The organism is Flavobacterium sp. UBA7680 (assembly GCF_002482975.1).
Classification (GTDB): Bacteria; Bacteroidota; Bacteroidia; order Flavobacteriales; family Flavobacteriaceae; genus Flavobacterium.
Window position 1 is genome coordinate 57,417 of record NZ_DLHA01000057.1, and the last position, 20,067, is coordinate 77,483.

General features: G+C 32.7%; 15 protein-coding genes. 8 read left to right on the forward strand and 7 right to left on the reverse strand.

From position 1 onward, the window contains the following. Positions 1 to 23 precede the first annotated feature (23 nt). Positions 24 to 377, reverse strand: coding sequence for a helix-turn-helix transcriptional regulator (locus B3C18_RS23470; RefSeq protein ID WP_291152581.1), 354 nt, complete (start codon positions 375 to 377; stop codon positions 24 to 26). A gap of 143 nt (positions 378 to 520) precedes the next feature. Here B3C18_RS23470 and B3C18_RS23475 point away from each other — a divergent pair, with 143 nt between their 5' ends. The 4 genes from B3C18_RS23475 to B3C18_RS23490 are packed head-to-tail and all read left to right on the forward strand — an operon-like array spanning position 521 to position 3,078. Then, a complete protein-coding gene (locus B3C18_RS23475; RefSeq protein WP_291152582.1) occupies positions 521 to 1,312 on the forward strand; it encodes a hypothetical protein in 792 nt (263 codons plus the stop codon). Between the two features lie 29 nt (positions 1,313 to 1,341). Continuing rightward, entirely contained in the window at positions 1,342 to 1,866 is a 525-nt protein-coding gene (locus tag B3C18_RS23480; RefSeq protein WP_291152583.1) for an SdpA family antimicrobial peptide system protein, read from the forward strand. Continuing rightward, on the forward strand, positions 1,850 to 2,752 hold the full coding sequence (locus B3C18_RS23485; RefSeq protein WP_291152584.1) for a sporulation-delaying protein SdpB family protein: 903 nt from the start codon (positions 1,850 to 1,852) through the stop codon (positions 2,750 to 2,752). The genes B3C18_RS23480 and B3C18_RS23485 overlap by 17 nt, the downstream gene beginning before the upstream one ends. Continuing rightward, on the forward strand, positions 2,740 to 3,078 hold the full coding sequence (locus B3C18_RS23490; RefSeq protein WP_291152585.1) for an SdpI family protein: 339 nt from the start codon (positions 2,740 to 2,742) through the stop codon (positions 3,076 to 3,078). The genes B3C18_RS23485 and B3C18_RS23490 overlap by 13 nt, the downstream gene beginning before the upstream one ends. Positions 3,079 to 3,282: 204 nt before the next feature. Here B3C18_RS23490 and B3C18_RS23495 read toward each other — a convergent pair whose 3' ends face one another. The 3 genes from B3C18_RS23495 to B3C18_RS23505 form a co-directional block, all read right to left on the reverse strand. Continuing rightward, positions 3,283 to 5,529: a TonB-dependent receptor domain-containing protein gene (locus tag B3C18_RS23495; RefSeq protein ID WP_291152586.1), complete on the reverse strand. Its 2,247-nt coding sequence runs from the start codon at positions 5,527 to 5,529 to the stop codon at positions 3,283 to 3,285. Between the two features lie 115 nt (positions 5,530 to 5,644). Next, positions 5,645 to 6,694, reverse strand: a complete 1,050-nt coding sequence (locus B3C18_RS23500) for a helix-turn-helix domain-containing protein (protein WP_291152588.1) — start codon at positions 6,692 to 6,694, stop codon at positions 5,645 to 5,647. Positions 6,695 to 6,696: 2 nt separating this feature from the next. Next, entirely contained in the window at positions 6,697 to 7,758 is a 1,062-nt protein-coding gene (locus B3C18_RS23505) for a helix-turn-helix domain-containing protein (protein WP_291152589.1), read from the reverse strand. Positions 7,759 to 7,954: 196 nt separating this feature from the next. On the opposite strand from B3C18_RS23505, the gene B3C18_RS23510 reads away from it, so the two are divergent. From B3C18_RS23510 to B3C18_RS23520, 3 genes are all read left to right on the forward strand, one after another. Next, positions 7,955 to 11,386, forward strand: a complete 3,432-nt coding sequence (locus B3C18_RS23510) for a hypothetical protein (protein WP_291152591.1) — start codon at positions 7,955 to 7,957, stop codon at positions 11,384 to 11,386. A 63-nt stretch (positions 11,387 to 11,449) separates the two neighbouring features. Continuing rightward, positions 11,450 to 12,019 carry a hypothetical protein gene (locus B3C18_RS23515; protein ID WP_291152593.1) on the forward strand — a complete coding sequence of 190 codons (570 nt, stop codon included), beginning with the start codon at positions 11,450 to 11,452 and terminating at the stop codon, positions 12,017 to 12,019. Positions 12,020 to 12,317: 298 nt separating this feature from the next. Continuing rightward, a complete protein-coding gene (locus B3C18_RS23520) occupies positions 12,318 to 13,394 on the forward strand; it encodes a glycosyltransferase (RefSeq protein WP_180856867.1) in 1,077 nt (358 codons plus the stop codon). A gap of 136 nt (positions 13,395 to 13,530) precedes the next feature. Here B3C18_RS23520 and B3C18_RS23525 read toward each other — a convergent pair whose 3' ends face one another. The 3 genes from B3C18_RS23525 to B3C18_RS23535 all read right to left on the reverse strand — a co-directional run bounded on the left by B3C18_RS23525 (position 13,531) and on the right by B3C18_RS23535 (position 16,991). Beyond that, positions 13,531 to 14,826 (reverse strand): porin, encoded by a 1,296-nt coding sequence (locus B3C18_RS23525; protein ID WP_291152594.1) that lies wholly within the window; start codon positions 14,824 to 14,826, stop codon positions 13,531 to 13,533. A gap of 162 nt (positions 14,827 to 14,988) precedes the next feature. Then, positions 14,989 to 16,074, reverse strand: a complete 1,086-nt coding sequence (locus B3C18_RS23530) for a sensor histidine kinase (RefSeq protein ID WP_073486109.1) — start codon at positions 16,072 to 16,074, stop codon at positions 14,989 to 14,991. 233 nt (positions 16,075 to 16,307) lie between these two features. Continuing rightward, positions 16,308 to 16,991, reverse strand: a complete 684-nt coding sequence (locus B3C18_RS23535) for a response regulator transcription factor (RefSeq protein ID WP_012022635.1) — start codon at positions 16,989 to 16,991, stop codon at positions 16,308 to 16,310. A gap of 233 nt (positions 16,992 to 17,224) precedes the next feature. On the opposite strand from B3C18_RS23535, the gene B3C18_RS23540 reads away from it, so the two are divergent. Continuing rightward, entirely contained in the window at positions 17,225 to 20,023 is a 2,799-nt protein-coding gene (locus B3C18_RS23540; RefSeq protein ID WP_291152600.1) for a TonB-dependent receptor, read from the forward strand. Positions 20,024 to 20,067: the final 44 nt, after the last annotated feature.

Here is a 20,067-nt window from a genome sequence, read left to right on the forward strand (position 1 = left end):
CTTCACTTAATTGTGAAGCCTTTTTAGCTTTTGTCCTTATTCAAATATCTAATAATTGTTTTTAAATCTTCAATTTCCAATTCATATTTCTTTATTATTTTTCTGTAAACGCTCAACATTGCAATTTCCGTTTGACGTTCTGTATTCATCAAATTTTCATAAGTGGCAATACCTAATTCTTTTTTAACTAATTCTTCTGCGCTGATCTCAAAAACCTGACAGATTTTATTAAAATGAATTGCCCAAGAGGTACTTTCTCCTCGCTCCATCCTTGCATAAGCAGATTGCGAAATATTTAAATGATCTGCAACCTGTTCTTGTGACATATTTTTGGCTTTACGCAATATTTTTAAATTATTTCCTACAATTCTATTCATAATTAACATTTTTACAAATATAAACATAAGATTTAATTTACAATTATTCAAATTTAGGTTTTAAATAACCGATTTTCGACTAAGACTGAAATACAATCCATTATAGATTTGTATGTATCAATTAACTAATAAATTTAATTATTATGAAGAAAATATTATTTGTAGCTGGCATCCTTATATTATTTATAAGTTGTGAAGAAAATGATCATTATACAGAAAATAGTACTGAATCTTTAAAAAGCTACACTGGAAAGGAATTATTCAAAGGTATTCTCTTTGCTGAAGGAGACGTTGCTGATCTTCTCCAAAACATTAAGCAATCTTACAGTTACTACGAGATTAACCAAATTGATGTAGATCATAAAAATGATTCCGATAATAAAATTAACTATTTGCTAAATTCAATAGAAAATAAAAATTCGCATTATTTTGATGAGTTTAAACAAAGTATAACTAGTAAAGATCATATTAGAATTCGCCAAGCTTTAGCAAATGGCTCTGAACTCGTCTATAATACTGCATTAGATCTTTACTTATCAAAAAATGAAAAAAATGATCTGAAAAACTTATTATCCAAAATTGATATAAGTACATACACTAACGAAAATGGGATGATTGACAAAGAAAAATTAAAAAAAGCAATCACACAAAGTAATAGTTTCTCATTAAATCAAGCAGGAAAAGGAACATGTTGGTTTGCAGGTGTTGTTGTAGTTGCTGCTGCATATGTAGTAGTTGTTCATGCCGCCGCCGCAATGACATATGTTGCAGTAGCATGGGTTGCTGAGGCATACGCTGCTGTCGATCAAGCAAAAACAATAACGAGATCAAAAGCTGCACCGAGAACTGATTTAATGGATGAACCAGTTGGCCCTTATGAGATTGAAGAAGAGTTATTGATTGATGAAATAGTAACCCGTACCTTAGTTAAATAGTCAATAAATCTAGAGTTAATTTACTTTTCATGATCAAATATCTTTATCCAACAATCATAAGTACTTTTTGGATTTTATTTCTAAGCTATGTATTTAAAGCTAGCATCCCAATCCCTAGCCTCGATTCTTTTAAACAGAAAGCAATCTTATTTAATATTATTCCTCAAGGTTGGGGATTTTTTACGAGGGATCCGAGAGAAAATGAAATATCGACTTATTATATTACTGACGGTTCAATTATAAAATTTACTCAAACTAATGGAAATCTAAATAACTTCTATGGTGCTTCAAGAAAAAATCGTTTTCATGGAGTTGAATTAGGATTAATTGTTTCTCAAATTAATCCTAATTCGTGGGTAAAAATGAAGGGAGGTAAATTTATTTTAAATCAAAAAATTCATACTGATACAATAATAAATTCATTAAACCCATCTAACATCAAAGGAGATTTTTTTATCGTTGAACAGGAAAGAATACCTTGGGCCTGGGCTAAAAATTCAGACACTATAATTATGCCATATAAATACGCTAAAATCCATGTTAAAACAAATTAAATATTCCATAGACACGGCTATAAATAAGGCGTACACACTTAATCCATGGACAAATGTTTATGGAATGTCTAGAACTTTTTTAGCTCTTAGTTTACTCATAACTTTAACATTTACTAATCATGAGTATTTATTTCCTAGAAATAATAATATATTTCTCAGACAACCAATGTTCGATTTTGAAAAAATCAGCATCTTTTTTCTACTAAGTGAAAATATTCATTTAGCTTGTTTAATTAGTATCATCATTTTATTAATAACAATAACAGGTTATTTGCCTCAAATAACTGGCATACTTCATTGGTACATCGCATATAGTTATATGACATCATCCATAATTATAGAGGGCGGTGACCAAATTGCTTCAATACTTACTCTTTTACTAATTCCTATAACATTAACAGATAATAGAATTAATCATTGGAATAAACCAAAAACATCTAATAGACCTAAAACGAAAATGTTTATCTGGAGCATATATTTCATAATTGCACTACAAGTTTCAATAATATATTTTCATGCAGCGGTTGCTAAACTTTATTCAAAAGAATGGTTGAATGGTACAGCAACTTTTTATTGGTTCACCCACAATACATTTGGCGTTTCAGACTCTCTTAAGAATTTAATCAAACCATTATTAGCAAAAAGTTTAATCGTTATTTCAATAACTTGGGGAACTATGCTTTTTGAAATAATTCTGTTTAGTTGGTTGTTTATGAAGCGAAATCTTTGGAATTGGAAATTAATATTTTTATTCGGAGCACTTTTTCATATTTCGATTGCGTTTATACATGGTCTAATAAGTTTTATGTTTACAATGATTGGGGCGTTAATTTTATATCTTGTTCCGCAAAACCATACTATAAAACTAAAAATATGGAAACTATAATTCTAATACTTAAAAACCCTGTAGTCTTAATTTCATTTATTATCATGATTTTATTTAAATTATTTCCTCCAAAAAATATAAATTCATGGTATGGGTACAGGACTAATAATTCTAAAAAAACCAAATCAAAGTGGGATTTTGCACAAAAATATAGCGCAACTCTTTCTTTAAAATTGTTGCTTCCATTACTTATTATTCAAATCCTTATATATAATTTTTATGGAAGTACCATGGTAATTGACTTATCCACAACAGCTTGCTGGTTATTCAGTTTAGCAATTGTCATATCCAAAACCGAAAAAAAGCTAAAAGAGATAAATAACTAAAAAGAATACAGCCAAGAACTATTATTAAAATTCAGATATATTTTGAAAAGACTTCACTTAATTGTGAAGCCTTTTTAGTTTTTATTTAGATATCTAAGATTGTCGATCCTCTTGCGTTCCTTCGACTTCGCTCAGAATGACAATAGGGATGTATAAAAATAAAATCTGTGTAAATCAGTTTAATCTGCGTCATCTGCGAGCCATTTACCTCGCCCTATTATTCTCAGACTGCTCAATTTCAGTTTTCTTATAATTTGTCTTTTTTGAATTCCCGAAACTATATGTCGCAATCAGTTTAAAGTAATTTGTGGTATACGTTCGGTGATAATAAATTTGGGTTTGCCCCACTTCATAATCGCCCGAAACCATAAACTTGTAAAAGATGTCATTTGCCGTAAAATTTAGTTTTAAGGCATCTTTAAAAAAGTTTCTTTCGATTCCTAACGTTACTGTTGAGCGGGAATTGTCACTTCGTAATCCGTAACTTTTATCGCCTAAATACCAGGCTAATAATTGCACTTTAAAAAGATCCGGAATTGTAACTGTATTATTTGAATACAAATAGATTTGCGGTTTAACCGGACCCGTAGCATATTCATAAAAATCGTCTATTGCTTTCGTTAAATTCATACTTACGGTATTAGTAGAATTCCACCATTTAACATTGAAAGATCTGGAAAGTGAAGTAAAAAAGGTGTGCTCTTTTTCTAAATTTAATGATCGCAAAATATAACTGTTTGGCGTATCGCCTCGCAAAGCAGCGCCAGAAATAGGATCAATTTTATAAGTGTAGCCAATTTTAAAATCAAACTTCTTGTACATAGTTCCAATTTCAAAAGCGTGAACTTTTTCAGGAAGCAAATTTGGATTTCCTTCAATTGTCGTAAACGGATCCTGATAAATAACATACGGATTCAAAGCCTGATATCTCGGTCTTGTTATTCTGGAAACATACGAAAAATGTCCTTTCCAATCTTCTGAAAAATCAAAATTCAAAAGTACGTTTGGGAAAAAATTACCGTAGCTTCTTCCGAATTTCTGGATTCCGTTTGCGTTTGTGTACAAATCATAGTTTGTTTTTTCTGCCCTTGCTCCTACCGAAAAATTGACTTTTTCGCCCAATGTGCTTCCAAAAGTAAAATAGGCTGCTGCAATTTTTTCATTGTATTTAAAATCACTCGAAAGTTCGTCATTCGGTTCAAAAATCATATCATAAGCATTGGCGATTAAAAAATCTGTTCCTGATTTTATGGTGGCGTAACTATATTTTGCACCCATTTCGAGTTTGGTATTTTCTTTTATTTTCTTCGAATAATCAGCTTGAGCGGCGACAATATTTATAGTACTTCCCACATTGTTTTTCAGATATTTCTGGATATTATTTTCATCAACCAAACTATTTTCTTCGATAAAATCCCTTACCGTTCCGTTGTAATTGGAATATTGTGTCCCTATAAATAACGACGAACCTTTTGGATCTGTGATCAAATTATAGTTCAGGTTTACAAACTGATTCAGTAAAACATCATTTTTAGCAATATCTGTGGCATAAAAACTATTTCCAGTATTATTCGTAATGGAGTTTCTGCTTTCAACTTTGCCGCCCAAATCTTCAATATTTCCGCTGTAAGCTAATGAAACATAACTTTTTTCAGAGAAAGTGTACTGCAATCCAAATCCAAAATTGGAGTAATTATTATATTCCCTTCGCCAGTCTGTTGTTAGAACTGATTTCATATATTCGTCAGGATTTGGGCGTGTTCTTGTGGTATATAACAATTCACGGCCTTTGCCTAATTGCAAACCGTAATTGGTTATAAAAGAGAATTTCCCTTTTGAATAATTAAAATCAAGTAATGTATTCGTGCTTGTTCCGGCAAATTTTGAAACGGTAACATGCTGACTTGCTGACCCCATTATACCGCTTTCGATATTTTGTTTGGTAATAATATTGACAACCGCTTTTCCTTCGGCATCGTATTTTGAAGACGGATTTGAAATCACTTCAATTTTGGCAATCTGAGAAACCGGAATTGCAGCAAAACGTTCGTAATTAATCAGGATTCCGTTTAAATAAATAATCGCTTCGCCTTTTCCCAGAACGCTGATTTGTCCTTCAGCAACAACAACATTTGGAACGCGGCTCAATAATTCGTTTACAGAACTGCTTGTTGCGAGAACCGTTCCCGTAACATTGACATCGATTGTTCCGTTTGCACCATATTTTAATAATGACGGATTGCTTTTTATCACAACTTCATTTAACTGATTATGATCTTGATCCTTGGCTATAGAATCCGGAGCAGACTCTGATAATGTTGTTTTTTCTATTAGTTTATCCTCTTCAACATAGGATTTATCCCGATTATTTTTTACACCTTGTGCTTTTACTTCAATTGATGAAAAAATCAGGCAATAAATAGAAATAACAACAACAATAAGAAATTTCATAAACTTTAACGATTAGCGGTTTGACTTTATTTGAAACAAAAGTCATCTGAAAATCTGTGAATAAGGTTTTAGAAAGCGAAATCAGGAGTACGGATTTATAAATTAATACTCTGTTTTACGGTTGTAAAGTCTGAATTTGGTAATTTAATGGTGTGGTTCCGGTATGTTTTTTAAAAGCGGCAAAGAATGTAGATTTAGAATTAAAACCTACATCATAACCAACAGATTCTAATGTTAGTTTATCATTTGAAGTAATAATTTCGCAGGCATTATTGATTCTGAATTCATTTACGAAACTGGTAAAATTCTTTCCTAAATTATTGTTTAAAAAGTGCGACAATTGATAACTCGGAATATTTATTTCCTGAGATACATCTTTTAAACTCAAATTCGGATTTTTGTATAATGCTTTTTCGTTCATTAATTTTTCCAGTTTTTGAGACAAAATCAAAGCTTCTTCTTCATTCAATTTTTTGTCTTTTTGAATGTTGAGCAGGAACAAATCATCCGTTCTTGTTCGATATAAAAGAACCAAAATTATCAGGTATAAAATAAAAGTAAAAGCGAGCGCGCCGGTAATACAGGAAACAAACGGAACTCTGATAAATCCTAAAAAGTAAGATATAAATACGATAGTAATTCCGAAAAAAATAGCTCCGAACCATCTTTCTGACGGGAATGTGTTTTGGTAATTCTGAATTATTTTCTCCAATAATAATCTGATTTCAAAACCTGAAATAAAAATATAAGTGAACCATTGAAGGAAAATAAAAGCCACAAAATAGTCATTCCATAAAACGGGATAATTTTGGTATGGAAATACAAAACCAATTATCAAAACCGCAAGAATCCAAATGGTTAAATGCGATTTCCATTTTATCGGAATTGTATTTTGAATTCCTGATTTTAATGTAAAATATAAAAGCGGCCCGATTAATAAACCAGCCGAAAGACCAATTTGTAAATAGGTTTTGTGAAGATTGTTATTGAAATATACAAAAACGGTAACGGCAATTCTGTTACTTAATGCAAATAAAAGTGCGCCAAGAAAGAGGTTAGAAAAGTATTTTTTCTTTGTAAAAAACAAAAAGTACAGACTCAGAATAAATCCGTTGAAAGCACCTAAAGCTCCAAAAAAGAATAATATTTCTTTACCTAAACTCATATTTAAGTTTGTAATGCCTGAAGCTGATAATTAAGCGGTGTTGTTCCGGTATGTTTTTTAAAAGCAGCAAAAAAGGTAGATTTCGAATTAAAACCCACATCGTAACCAACAGATTCTAAAGTCAATTTATCGCTTGAAGTAATGATTTTACAAGCTTCGTTTATTCTGAATTCGTTTACGAAACTGGTAAAATTCTTGCCGAGATTGTTATTTAAAAACTGCGATAATTGATGACTCGAAATATTAATTTCTTTGGATAAATCCTGCAGGTTTAAATTCGGGTTTTTATACAAACTTTTATCGTTCATTATATTTTCCAGTTTTTCGGAAATAATTATGGCTTCCGCCGAATCTATTTTTTTACCCGAAATTTTCTGGGCATTCAATAAAAACAAATCGTCGGTCTTTTTTCGGTATAAAAGAATGGAAATTATCAGATATAAAATAAATGAAAAAACAACGGCTCCGCTTATATAGGTTGCGCCCGGAGCGCCCATAATGGCTAAAAAGTAAAAAAGAAACAATAAGAAATTTCCAAGAAAAAGCATTCCAAACCACATTTCTGATGGCGTTGTTTTTTCTTTTCTATTTACAATTTTCTTTATAATACCGTTAATTGCGAAGGCTGAAAAAACGATATAAACAAACCATTGAAAGTAAATGATTTTTATAAAATAGCCTCTCCAAAGTTCGGGATAGTATTCATATGGATATAAAATTCCGGCAGCAACTATTAAAGTTCCCCAAAACAAGAGCGAAAATTTCCATGATTTTGGCATTATGTTGATTTCTTCCACTGCCGATTTTAGGAAGTAATATAAACAAGGGCCAATAAAAAAACAGGCTGTTAACCCAAATTGCAAATACATTTTGGGAAGTTCGGGGTGAAAATAAACAAATACAGATTTGGCAATCCTAATGCTTAAAGCAAACAAAAGCGCGCCAAGGAAATAATTGGTCAGGTATTTTTTCTTGGTAAAAAAGAAAAAATAAATCCCGAGAATTACTCCGTTGAAAGCTCCCAAAGCACTAAAAAAGAATAAAAGTTCTTTGCCGGTATCCATGTTTTAAATTCGTTTTATACTGAACAAAGCTAAAAAAAAGATTGATGTGTGATGAGAATTCAGCTTCAAATTATAATTAAATATAATATGTAAAATAAGAGATTGCGTTCAAAATCAGCTGGTTTCCCAATAAATAAAAGCCTCGCAATTTCTTGATTATATATACTACTTTTGAATTTTTAGAGTTAAAATCTTTATGTTGAAAAAATTACTGTTTTTTGCGGTGCTTTTTTGGTATTCCGGGCTTATGGCGCAGGATACGGAATCGCTGTACAAAACAAAAAAAGTAATTGCGGTAAAAGACACAATTCATCTTGAAAATTTCAGCATAAACTCCAGTTTCTTTGAACTTTTAAACAGTAAAAACCAACCAATTGATTCGAGTTTTTACAAAATTGATTTTCAAAAAGGAACGCTTCTTTTAAACGAAAAATTCACTTCTGTTTCTGATACTTTAATTGTCAATTATCTTAATTATCCTGATTTTCTAACGAAAGAATACGGTCTTTACAAAGACAGCCAAGTGGTAAGCAATGATGTTGGAACTGAAAAATTATACAAAATTGATAATGCCAATGCTAAAAAGGTTACACCTTTTGATGGTTTAAATACTTCCGGAAGTATTACGCGCGGCGTTACGATTGGAAATAATCAAAGTACGGTTTTAAATTCTAATCTGGATTTACAGATTACGGGAAAAATCTCAGATAAAGTGAGTCTTCGGGCTTCGCTTCAGGATAATAATATTCCGCTTCAGGATGGCGGTTATTCGCAAAAACTGGATCAGTTTGATAATATTTTTATGGAACTTTTTACAGATGACTGGAACATTCGGGCGGGAGATGTTTTTCTGGAGAATCGGAAAACGCAATTCCTGAGTTTCAATAAAAAAGTTCAAGGACTTTCTGCCAGTTTTGATTTTGATACAGAAAAAAGTAAAACTAATGTTTTTGCTTCAGTTTCGTTTGTAAAAGGGCAATATGCCAAAAGTACGTTTACGGGTCAGGAAGGAAATCAGGGACCGTATAAATTAAAGGGACAAAATGGCGAATTGTATGTTTTGGTCATTTCCGGTTCTGAGCGTGTTTATGTAAATGGTGTTTTGCTTAAACGCGGCGAAAACAATGATTATGTTATTGATTATAATGCGGGCGAAATTGTTTTTACTTCACTTTTTCCTATTACTTCTGAAATGAGGATTAATGTTGAATATCAATATTCTGAACGAAATTACAACCGATTAGTTACGTACGCCGGAGCAACAACCGAAAATAAGAGCTGGAGTTTTGGCGGTTATTTGTATTCTGAAAATGATTTAAAAAATCAGCCTTTACAGCAAAATCTTTCGACAGAACAAGTTCAGATTTTGGGTCAGGCGGGAGATGACCAAACTAAAATGACGGCTCCTTCTGCTTATGAAGATAAATATGCCGACAATAAAATATTGTATAAAAAAACGATAGTAAACGGGATTGAAGTTTATGAATATTCCAACAACTCTGCCGATGTTTTGTACAATGTAAAGTTTAGCCTTGTTGGTAATAATCTTGGGAATTATAGTATTCAGAACACAAATTCGGTTGAAAGAATTTATGAATATGTTTCGCCTGTTGGCGGCATTCCACAAGGAAATTACGAACCAATTGTTCAGCTGGTTGCGCCAATGAAAATTCAGGTTGCGACTTTTTTAGGAAAATACAATCCTGACGAAAAAACATTAGTCGATTTTGAAATCGCAATGAGTAATAATGATAAAAATTTATTCTCCGGAATTGATGATTCTGATAATGAAGGAATTGCTTTTAAAACCAATATTAAAAAACGTCTTTTTACGAGAGACTGGACTCTGGACGGTTTTGCGAATTATCAATTTGTGCAGAAAGATTTTAGATCGGTCGAGCGTTTGTACAATATTGAGTTTAACCGTGACTGGAATTTAAATTCGACACTTTTAGGCAACCAAAGTTTATTGGTTACGGGCGTTAATTTTGATTTATTTGCAAAGAAAGAAACTTCAAATATTGGTTTGTTTACGTATCAATTTGAGAAATTAGATTTTACCGAAAGTTATTCGGGAGCGCGACACACTACAACAGCTTTATTTAAATTGAAAAAATGGACGATTCAAAATCAGGGTAGTTTTTTAAATTCTGATGCAACGGCTTCGACTTCAAAATTTATCAGAAACCAAACCCGGGCAAAATATCATTTTGGTAAAAACTGGGTTGGAGGAAGTTTACAGCTTGAAGATAATCAGGAAAAAGATAAGGTTACGAATCAGTTTTCAGCTTTAAGCCAAAGGTTTTCTGAATATGGTGTCTTTGTTGGACGCGGCGACAGCACAAAGGTTTTTGTTGAATTGGGATATTTACAACGTAGAAATGATAGTTTGCAAAATGGACTTTTACAGCACGTAAACAATTCGCAGACGTATTTTTTAAAGTCAAAATTAATCCAGAATAAAACGACTGATTTAGCGGTTTATGCAAGCTACCGAAATCTTGATTTTACGGATTCTAGCAGAAAAAATGAGCCTTCGTTAAATTCGAGAATTTTGTATAATGATCGCTTTTTTAATCAGTTTATGCAGATCGGAACGGCTTATGAAACGAGTTCGGGAACTATTGCGCAACAGGAATTTACCTATGTTGAAGTTCCTACGGGACAAGGCGTTTATACCTGGAACGATTATAACGGAAACGGAATTCAGGAACTGGAAGAGTTTGAAATTGCTGCTTTTCCGGATCAGGCGAAATACATTCGAATCTTTCTTCCGAATCAAATTTACATTAAAACGAATCAAAACAAGTTTTCGCAATCGGTTATTCTGAATCCACTGCAATGGCAGAATGAAAAGGGCTGGAAGAAACTACTTTCTTATTTCTATAATCAGACTTCGTTTATTATGGATCGCAAAGTGCGAAGCAACGGCGATCGTTTAGAACTGAATCCGTTTTATTCTTCTGAGGAAAATATTCTGGGCTTAAATTCAAGTTTCAGAAATAGTTTGTTTTACAATCGCGGTAAGCAAAAACATTCTGTTACGTATTCTTACCTTATTAATAATGGTAAAAATTTACTTTCTATAGGTTCTCAAAATGTCAAAAACAGTTCGCATCAATTGCAGTATACGCATTTGTACCCAAAAAGCTGGTTGTTTAATTTGTTTACCAAAACGATAAAAACAGATTTGATTTCTGCAGATTTTGTCGAAAAGAATTATGATTTAAAAGGCTATCAGGTGGCGCCAAAAATCAGTTATTTGTTTTCAAAAAATACGAGTCTGGATTTCTTTTATGAGTTTCAGAACAAGGAAAACAAAATTGGAAATCAGGAGAGTTTAGTCCAAAACCGACTTGGAACTTCATTTTCTTTTGCGGGCGAAAAGAAGGTAACGGTAAATGGCGAGTTTTCTTTTTATGAAAATAAGTTTACGGGAAATGAGTTTTCATCAGTTGGTTTTCAAATGCTGGAAGGATTGCAGGCAGGGCAGAATTTAGTCTGGAAATTGCTTTTGCAAAAAAATATTACTTCCTTTTTAGATGTTAATTTAAACTATCAGGGGCGTAAAAGCGAGACTGGAAATACGATACACACAGGAAATGTTCAGCTTCGTGCATATTTTTAATGTTTAACAAAAACATAAGAATTAATTGCTTAATTTTATGTGAATTTATAAAATATAACCAAGATGAAAAAATTATTATTACTTTGTTTTTTAGTAGTTTTATCTACTAATTTCTACGCCCAAGACACTAAAGACACTAAGGCGAAAACTGAAGCCAAAGCTAAAAAAGCAAAATCTGATGCTGACAAAGCAAAAGCCGATGCTAAAAAAGAATCTGCTAAAGCTAAAAAAGAAGCATCAAAAGCTAGTGACGCATCTGCGAAAGCGGAAAAAGATGCGGCAGCCAAAACTAAATCAGCGGCAGACAAAGAAGCGGCTAAAGCTAAAAAGGAAGCAGCAAGTGCAAAATCTGATGCTGCTAAAGCAAAAAAAGCTTCTGATAAAGCTGAAGGTGCAAAAGCTGACGCTAAAAAAGCAAAAGCCGATGCTGACGCAGCAAGTAAATCTGCTAAGAAAGATGCCGCTGCTGCTAAAAAATCAGCTACAAAAACTGTAAAAGAAACCAACGAAAAAGCTCCAAAAACACCGGACAAGGTGACTGGAGAGTACAATGGTAAAAAAGTATACACTGGACCAAAAGGCGGAAAATACTATATTAACAAAAACGGAAATAAAACTTATATTCAGGATTAAGGAAAGATACTAAGATGCTGAGTTGCTAAGATACTGAGATATTAAAGTACAATATTTTGAAGCCGAACTTACGTTCGGCTTTTTTATTTGTTGAGAAAAAACTTAGAACCTTAGTATCTCAGTACCTTAGCATCTTAACATACAAGTAACTTTGTTTTTTGTATTGGTGTATTTTCTTCTTCTTTTTAACGAAAAACAAAGCCTGAGGATGCCTGTAGAGTTAATAATTTAGTAATGTGTGCGAAATAACATAAAAAACATATTTATCTATCTTCGTTTTTTAAAAGCGTTAAAAACTATGAGCATTGATTATTCTGCTAACAAAACTATATTAGTTGCTCCATTAAATTGGGGACTTGGACATGCAACTAGATGTATTCCTATAATTAAGGCGCTTCAAGAAAATAATTTTATTCCGATTATTGCTTCTGACGGTGTTGCGCTGGCTTTATTACGAAAGGAATTTCCATACATTCAAACTCTGGAGCTGCCTTCTTATCATATTGAATATGCTAAGAATGGTAAAAACTTTAAATGGAAGCTGATTAAAAATCTTCCAAAAATGATTACGGCCATTTTAGATGAAAAGAAAATGGTGAACGGCTGGATTAAAAAACATGGTATTGACGGAATTATTTCTGATAACCGATTGGGTGTTTTCAGCAAAAAAGTGCCGTCTGTTTTTATGACGCATCAATTGAATGTGATGACAGGAAATACGACTTGGTTTACGAGTAAATGTCATCAGCATTTTATAAAAAAGTATACGGAATGCTGGGTTCCTGATTCTAATGACAAAGTGAATCTTACGGGAGATTTGGGACATCTTAAAACAGATGAACTGAACCTGCGATATATTGGCCCTTTGAGCAGAATGAAGAAAAAGGAAACGCCAAAGATTTATGACTTGATGATTATTTTATCAGGGCCTGAACCTCAGCGTACTTTTCTGGATGAGAAACTGCAAAAAGAGGCTGCAAAATTTAATGGCAAAGTTGTTTTTGTACAGGGAATTGTTGAGAAAACTCAGGAAAAATGGGAAGCAGGAAATGTTACTTATTATAATTTCATGAACTCAAAACAGTTAGAGCAGACTTTTAACGAAAGTGAATTTGTACTTTGCCGTTCTGGTTATACGACTGTTATGGATTTGGCTAAATTAGGTATGAAAGCTTTTTTTATTCCTACGCCGGGGCAATATGAACAGGAATATCTGGCGGTAAAACTTCAGGAAGAAAATCTTGTACCGTATGCAATGCAAGACGACTTTACGATTGAAGATTTATCAAAGGTAAAGTCGTTTCAAGGTTTGTCTCAATTTAAAAATGAAATAGACTGGGACTTATTATTTAGTGTTTTTGAGGATCATCTTTAGAAAAAGAAAAGGATTATAAAATCTGCGTAAATCCGCGATTTTGCAAAAGCAAATCCGTTTAATCTGTGTCTAATTTTCGACGCAGATTAAACGGATTCACTATCGTGAAAACGCGGATTGACACGGATTTTATTTTTTAGAAGTTGAACTGTGCTTGTAATCGCAATACATTTCCTTGTTGTCTGTTTATTGGAAGTGCACTGTCCACAAAGCTTCTATCGGCGATTACATATTCTGCCGTTAGTTCAAAAGCTTTAATTGGCTGCCATTCGACACCAAATTCGTAATCTCTTACGACATAACTTCTGGCATCTTTTTCATATTTCTTTCCTCCGTCATAATATTGAAATTTGGCGAAAGGATAAATATGCTGTTTTTTGATGTCCCATTTATAGTTTAATAAAACGTAACCTCCGTTTAAATCTGTTTCGTCAACATGATTGGTTAAAGTATTATAACGAGGGCCTCTTCCTATATTATATTCTGTCTGGATTCCGAATGGTTTTGGATATAAAACAAAAGTGGCTCCAAGTCTTTGGTCTTTCACATATTGCGGATCATCAACACTTACTCCATTAGAAATTTCCCCTGTAAAAGCCCATTTCCCTGTGTAAGCCTGAATTCCAGGTTCGATAATCTGGTTTCCAATTACAAATGGATAGGTTACTCTGGCTACTACATTCAAATCTCTGTTTCCATCCATTTTATTGGCGATTTGTCCGTTGTAAACTCCAAAAGCAAATACCCCAAAATCGCCAGAACCTTTGTATCCGTCTTTTACTAACATGGCAAAACGCTCTCTAATTTCGGCTGGAGCCCAGTAAAAGAAGATTCCTAAATCACGCTCATTTGCTATTGAACTATTTATCGCATCGGCACGATCCAGCGTTAAACGCTGCGAACTTGACTGCATGTTTTCAAATCCGTATGGAATTTTACTCTGCCCAACACGAACACGGTATTCTCTTTTCTTATCAAAAGAAAGATCAAAATAAAGATCACGAATTTGAACGAAATTCTGAATTCCTGTACTTGGCGAGCTCGCAAAATCGGGCTGGAAATAGAAAAACACATTTGGATGAACCTGCCCTGAAAACACTAAACGTGCACGGCGAATAAAAAGCCCGTTATTTGCTTTTGCGTCTGGAGCGGTAGAAGTTGTTCCCCAGGATTTATCGCACTGATCACAGGAAACTTTGTCATTTGTAGAAAAAAGTCCGTTGTATCTAATTTGGGCATAACCTCTTAAAGAGATTCTGTCGTACCAGTGTTCTTCAACTCCTCCTCCGGATTTAGTTTCCGGAAGTTTTGCTTTATTGATGGAATCTAAAATACGAAGTACTTCATTTTTTACTTCCTGTTTGTTTATTTCCTGCGCATTTGTAGCACAAGTAATCAGCATTAAAACGGCTAATATTTTTCTTTTTATCATTGGTTCTTTAATTCCCTTAATTTCAGGATGCAAAGATGACTCACCTATGTTAAGAAATCATTAACAAGATGTTACTATAATAAAAATTTAATGTTATCGACTAAAAGTGTATGTTGATTTATTGTTAAAACCCTTGTTTTAGGGCTTTCAGCAAAAATGAACTTACAATTTTTTAACGTCGGCTTTTTGTATTTTAAAAGCTTTTTCAAGCGTAAAAGAGAATTCTGAACCAATTCCGAACTCACTTTCTACATAAACTTTCTCTTTATGCGCTTCAATAATATGCTTTACAATTGCTAAACCTAATCCAGAACCTCCTTCAGAACGGGTTCCGCTTTTATCAACTCGGTAAAAACGTTCAAAAAGTCTTGGAATATTTTGTTTTTCAACCCCTTCTCCATTATCACTTATACGAATTAAGACTTTTTTCTTGGTTAGGTTTACAACGCCAACTTCGGTTAAACCGCCTTCTTTTCCGTATTTAATCGAGTTTACAATCAGATTCTCTAAAACCTGCTGGATTCTGTCCTGATCGCCGCGAATAATTACCGACTGAACATTTTTACTTTCAAAAGCTAGTTTGATTTTCTTTTTATCGGCTTTCATTTCTAGCAAATCAAAAACATTTTGAATCAGTTCAACGATATCAAAATCAGTCATATTCAAATCTAAATCACCAGATTCTAGTTTGGTAATCATATCTAAATCTTCGACTATATATATAAGACGCTCTACTCCTTTTTCGGCACGTTTTAAATATTTTTTTCGAATGTTTTTATCGTCCATTGCACCATCAAGCAAAGTCGAAACATAACCCTGAACGGTAAATAAAGGTGTTTTTAATTCGTGCGAAACGTTACCCAGAAATTCCCTGCGGTATTGTTCACGAATTTCAAGCATTTCGATTTCCAGCTTTTTATCAGTCGCAAACTTTTTCACTTCTCGCGAAAGCGTTTCCATATCGGTCGTTATCGGCTGGTTGATTAGTGTTGTGGATTCTAATAACGAAACCTCATCGTATATTTTCTTTACTCTTCGATAAATAAATCGTTCGACGCGATATTGTAAAACCAAAAAGGAGAATATATAAATGGATATTATGAAAATAATTCCAAATGCAATTTGATGTTTTAACTGATTTTTATACAATAACGACATCAGAATCAGTACAAATCCTGTCGAGAAAAGACTGATGTATAATGCCGATTTTATAGCAAATTTGTATGTTTTTTTAAAATTAATTTTCATTGATATTTTTAAAATAATAAAACCATTTATAAGGCTGTTTTTTTCACCATATAAGTGATATAAGTTCATTTAAAGATAAAAACTTATTTCTAAGAATTACATACGAACTTAAAAAAGTAAATCTTTGTCAAAGTTCAGAACTTTGACAAAGATAAAATTAGATTTAAAAAGTATATACACTATAACTTAAATGAACTTATATCACTTATATGGTGTAAACTTTTATAGAATGTTTAAACTTCAAATTTATAACCAACACCTTTTATGGTTTTAAAAAGGTCTTCTCCTATTTTTTCACGCAGTTTTCTGATGTGAACATCGATTGTTCTTCCTCCTACTACCACTTCATTTCCCCAAACTTTATCAAGGATTTCATCTCTTTTGAAAACTTTTCCTGGTTTTGAAGCTAATAAATAAAATAATTCGAATTCTTTTCTTGGCAAAGCAATTTCGACATTGCCTTTTATTATTTTGTATTCTTCGCGGTTAATCTCGATTCCGCCAACATTTATAGTATCTGTAACGACTTCTTGTTCTTTTAACCTTCTTAACAAAGCCTTTACTTTAGACACTAATAATTTTGGTTTGATTGGCTTTGTAATGTAGTCATCAGCACCTGCGTCAAAACCAGCTACTTGCGAATAATCTTCGCTTCTTGCGGTAAGGAATGTTATGATAACATTATTTAACTCAGGAATTTTTCTGATGTGCTCACAAGCTTCCATCCCGTCCATTTCTGCCATCATCACGTCCATGATAATTAATTCCGGCAATTCTTTCTGAGCCTTTGCTATAGCGTCTTTTCCATTAGAAGCAGTAACAATCTGGTAGCCTTCCTGAGCGAGGTTATAGCCAACGATTTCCAAAATATCTGGTTCGTCGTCAACTAATAAAATCTTAGTTTGTGTTTTTTTCATAAATAGCAAAAATTGAGATTTTTACATCAAATATTCTTAATTATTTATTCGATGTTTTTTATTTCACAGCGTAAATATACTAACAAATGAACGGTTAAAAATTGGTGTTAACCGTAATTTAATCTCGTAACAATTTCATAATCTTAACAACACAAAAACATAACAAGTCCATAACATGAACTTTACAGGGCGGTTCTTTCTTTGCACAAAAATAAATTAAACACAACACACAAATGAAATTCAATTTAAGATTTCTATTTATTGCATTATTTATCTGTACGATTTCGATCGCGCAAAACAAAGGTACGATTTCTGGAGTTCTGACTGACAAAGAAGCGAACAATGCATCGTTACCTTTTGCTAATGTTTTAATTAAAGGTACAAATATTAGCGCAAACACTGACATTGACGGAAAATATTCGTTGAATGTAAATCCTGGAAACTATACTATCATTTTTAGTTTTGTAGGATATGAAACTAAAGAAGCTCCGGTTACTGTAAAAGCAGGCGAAACTGTAGTTATAAATCAAGTACTTTCTTCTGGAAGTTTTACTCTTAAAGATGTTGTTGTAAAGTCTACAGCAAATAAAGAAAAAGAAACTGCTCTTTTATTAGATCAAAAAAATGCTGTTGTAATCAAACAAAGTATTGGTGCACAGGAAATGTCTAGAAAAGGTGTAAGTGATGTTGAAGAAGGCTTAACTAAAATAACAGGAATCACTAAAGTTGGATCAAGAGGTTTATTTGTTCGTGGTCTTGAAGACAGATACAACAACTTATTGATTAATGATCTTGCTGCTCCAACAAACAACCCATTTTTGAAAATTATTCCTTTGGATTTGTTTTCTACTGATGTAGTTGGTGTTATTGAAGTTTACAAAACATTCAGCCCAAATATTTACGGTGATTTTGCAGGAGGAACATTTAATATCCAAACTTCAAAAAACACAAAAAGCATTACAAAAATCAATATCGGAACAAGCTATCTTGTAAACAGTAACTTTAAAAGATTTTCTCTTTCTAAAGATGCTGACTCAGCTGAAGGTTTTTTTGGAATGACAGCAGACAACAGAAAATTGCCATCACTTTTAGGTGACACTCCTTCTGGTCACGTTTTTACTCCTCAGGAATCATTAAACAATTTCCAAAGTGGTTTTGATGTTTCATCTATCAGAAGTCCATTAAATACAAGTATTGGATTTTTGCATGCAGAAAAATTTGATTTACAAAAAGACAGAAGTTTTTCATACATCATTTCCCTAAATGCAGAAAACAGTTATGCTATTCAAGAAGGTGTTGACAGAACATTTGCATATCAAAGTACAGGAATCAGCTATAAAACTGATTTCATTACTACAGACAACCACTACAAAACTTCTTTGACTGGTTTATTAGGCTTAAACTATAATACACGCAGATTCAAATTATCTTATAACAGTCTTTTTATCCGCACAACAGATAATTTGATCAAAGATCAATTTGGTGTTGCAAATGCTGAAACTGGAACTGGAACAAACAAAACTCTTATCCGTACTAACCAATTAGATCAATCAGATTATTGGAATAATCAATTGGTAGGAGAATATGCTATAAATGAAGATAAAAGCCAAACTGTAAAAGCTGGAATCTCTTACGCACAGACTAAATATGACCAACCGGACAGAAAAGCTTTTTCTGGTGTTAAAACTGATAATGACGGAATAATTGCTTCTGTTGCGGGAAATAACTTTATCAAACAATATTTAGAAATTACCGGTAATTCTTATTTCTCTGGTTTAGCTGAATATAATTTAAAATTTGGAGCTGATAAAGGTCACAGATTAACTGTAGGATACAATGGAAACAGATCTGATATGGAGTCTTCTTATCGTTTTATTTCTCCAACTACAGGACCAAACGTTGATGCGCCGCTTAACAGTATAGATGATCAATTAAATGGTTACATCGCTGGTGGAGCTTTTAACTACAGAGAGAGTTCTAACTCTACGTATAAAGCATTATTAAAAGAAGGTGCTAATGCCGGATATGCTAATTTGCTTTATAAATTTAATGATAAGCTTGAAGTTAATGGTGGTGTAAGATTTGAGAGCACTAACAGAGAAACTAAATACAGACAACAAGGTTCTTTTGATGAACCGTTCGTAACATTAAATTACGACAAAACATATTTCTTACCTTCATTAAATGCTAAATATAGTATTACTGAAAAAGCAAATATTCGTTTAGCAGGTGGTATAACTTATACTAAACCAGTAATTATGGAAGCTTATCCAATTGAGTACATCAATGCCGATGGTACTTCTATGAAAGGAAATCCATATTTAGTAAATAGTGATAACTACAATGTTGATTTAAAGTATGAGCTTTTCCCAACAGCAAAAGAAATGTTTGCAGTAGGTGTTTTTGGAAAACAAATGGAAAACCCTATTGAGAGAACATTAACTGCAAATGCTGCTGGTTCTACAATCATCACTTACTTAAACTCTGACAACGCAGTTTTATACGGTGCCGAAATTGAGTTCATTTATGACCTAGAAAGATTGACTAATACCTTTAAAAATTTCTCATTAGGATTTAACACTTCATTAATGAGCACTAAGGCAGAGGTAAAACCTTTTATTGTAAATCCTGACGGAAGTACTTCACAATCAATCGAAACTCACAGATCAAGAGAGTTACAAGGTGCTTCAAAATGGTTAATCAACTCTGATTTAAAATACCAATTTGACTTGAATGAAAAATGGAGTAATACTCTTTCATTAGTATATTCAGTATTTGGAAAAAGAATTTATGCAGTTGGTACAAACGGTTTAGATCATATTTATGAATTACCGGTATCACAATTAGATTTTGTATGGAGCAGCAAATTATCTGACCATATTGATTTAAAATTCTCAGCTGATAACATTTTAGATCCTGCACGTAAATTTGAAATTGGAGACAATAGCGAAACTCCAGTTGTGGGAGATCCATTAACAAAAAGCTACAAAAAGAGCAGAGGATTTTCTTTAAGCTTAGGATATACTTTTTAATACCATCAAAACAACAAATACAAAGCCCTATTTCGATAGGGCTT

Coding starts and splice junctions, on each gene's coding strand:
- B3C18_RS23505 (WP_291152589.1), bottom strand. CDS start 7,758: ATGGATACCGGCAAAGAACTTTTATTCTTTTTTAGTGCTTTGGGAGCT.
- B3C18_RS23470 (WP_291152581.1), bottom strand. CDS start 377: ATGAATAGAATTGTAGGAAATAATTTAAAAATATTGCGTAAAGCCAAA.
- B3C18_RS23510 (WP_291152591.1), top strand. CDS start 7,955: ATGTTGAAAAAATTACTGTTTTTTGCGGTGCTTTTTTGGTATTCCGGG.
- B3C18_RS23530 (WP_073486109.1), bottom strand. CDS start 16,074: ATGAAAATTAATTTTAAAAAAACATACAAATTTGCTATAAAATCGGCA.
- B3C18_RS23525 (WP_291152594.1), bottom strand. CDS start 14,826: ATGATAAAAAGAAAAATATTAGCCGTTTTAATGCTGATTACTTGTGCT.
- B3C18_RS23495 (WP_291152586.1), bottom strand. CDS start 5,529: ATGAAATTTCTTATTGTTGTTGTTATTTCTATTTATTGCCTGATTTTT.
- B3C18_RS23485 (WP_291152584.1), top strand. CDS start 1,850: ATGTTAAAACAAATTAAATATTCCATAGACACGGCTATAAATAAGGCG.
- B3C18_RS23540 (WP_291152600.1), top strand. CDS start 17,225: ATGAAATTCAATTTAAGATTTCTATTTATTGCATTATTTATCTGTACG.
- B3C18_RS23520 (WP_180856867.1), top strand. CDS start 12,318: ATGAGCATTGATTATTCTGCTAACAAAACTATATTAGTTGCTCCATTA.
- B3C18_RS23490 (WP_291152585.1), top strand. CDS start 2,740: ATGGAAACTATAATTCTAATACTTAAAAACCCTGTAGTCTTAATTTCA.
- B3C18_RS23535 (WP_012022635.1), bottom strand. CDS start 16,991: ATGAAAAAAACACAAACTAAGATTTTATTAGTTGACGACGAACCAGAT.
- B3C18_RS23475 (WP_291152582.1), top strand. CDS start 521: ATGAAGAAAATATTATTTGTAGCTGGCATCCTTATATTATTTATAAGT.
- B3C18_RS23480 (WP_291152583.1), top strand. CDS start 1,342: ATGATCAAATATCTTTATCCAACAATCATAAGTACTTTTTGGATTTTA.
- B3C18_RS23515 (WP_291152593.1), top strand. CDS start 11,450: ATGAAAAAATTATTATTACTTTGTTTTTTAGTAGTTTTATCTACTAAT.
- B3C18_RS23500 (WP_291152588.1), bottom strand. CDS start 6,694: ATGAGTTTAGGTAAAGAAATATTATTCTTTTTTGGAGCTTTAGGTGCT.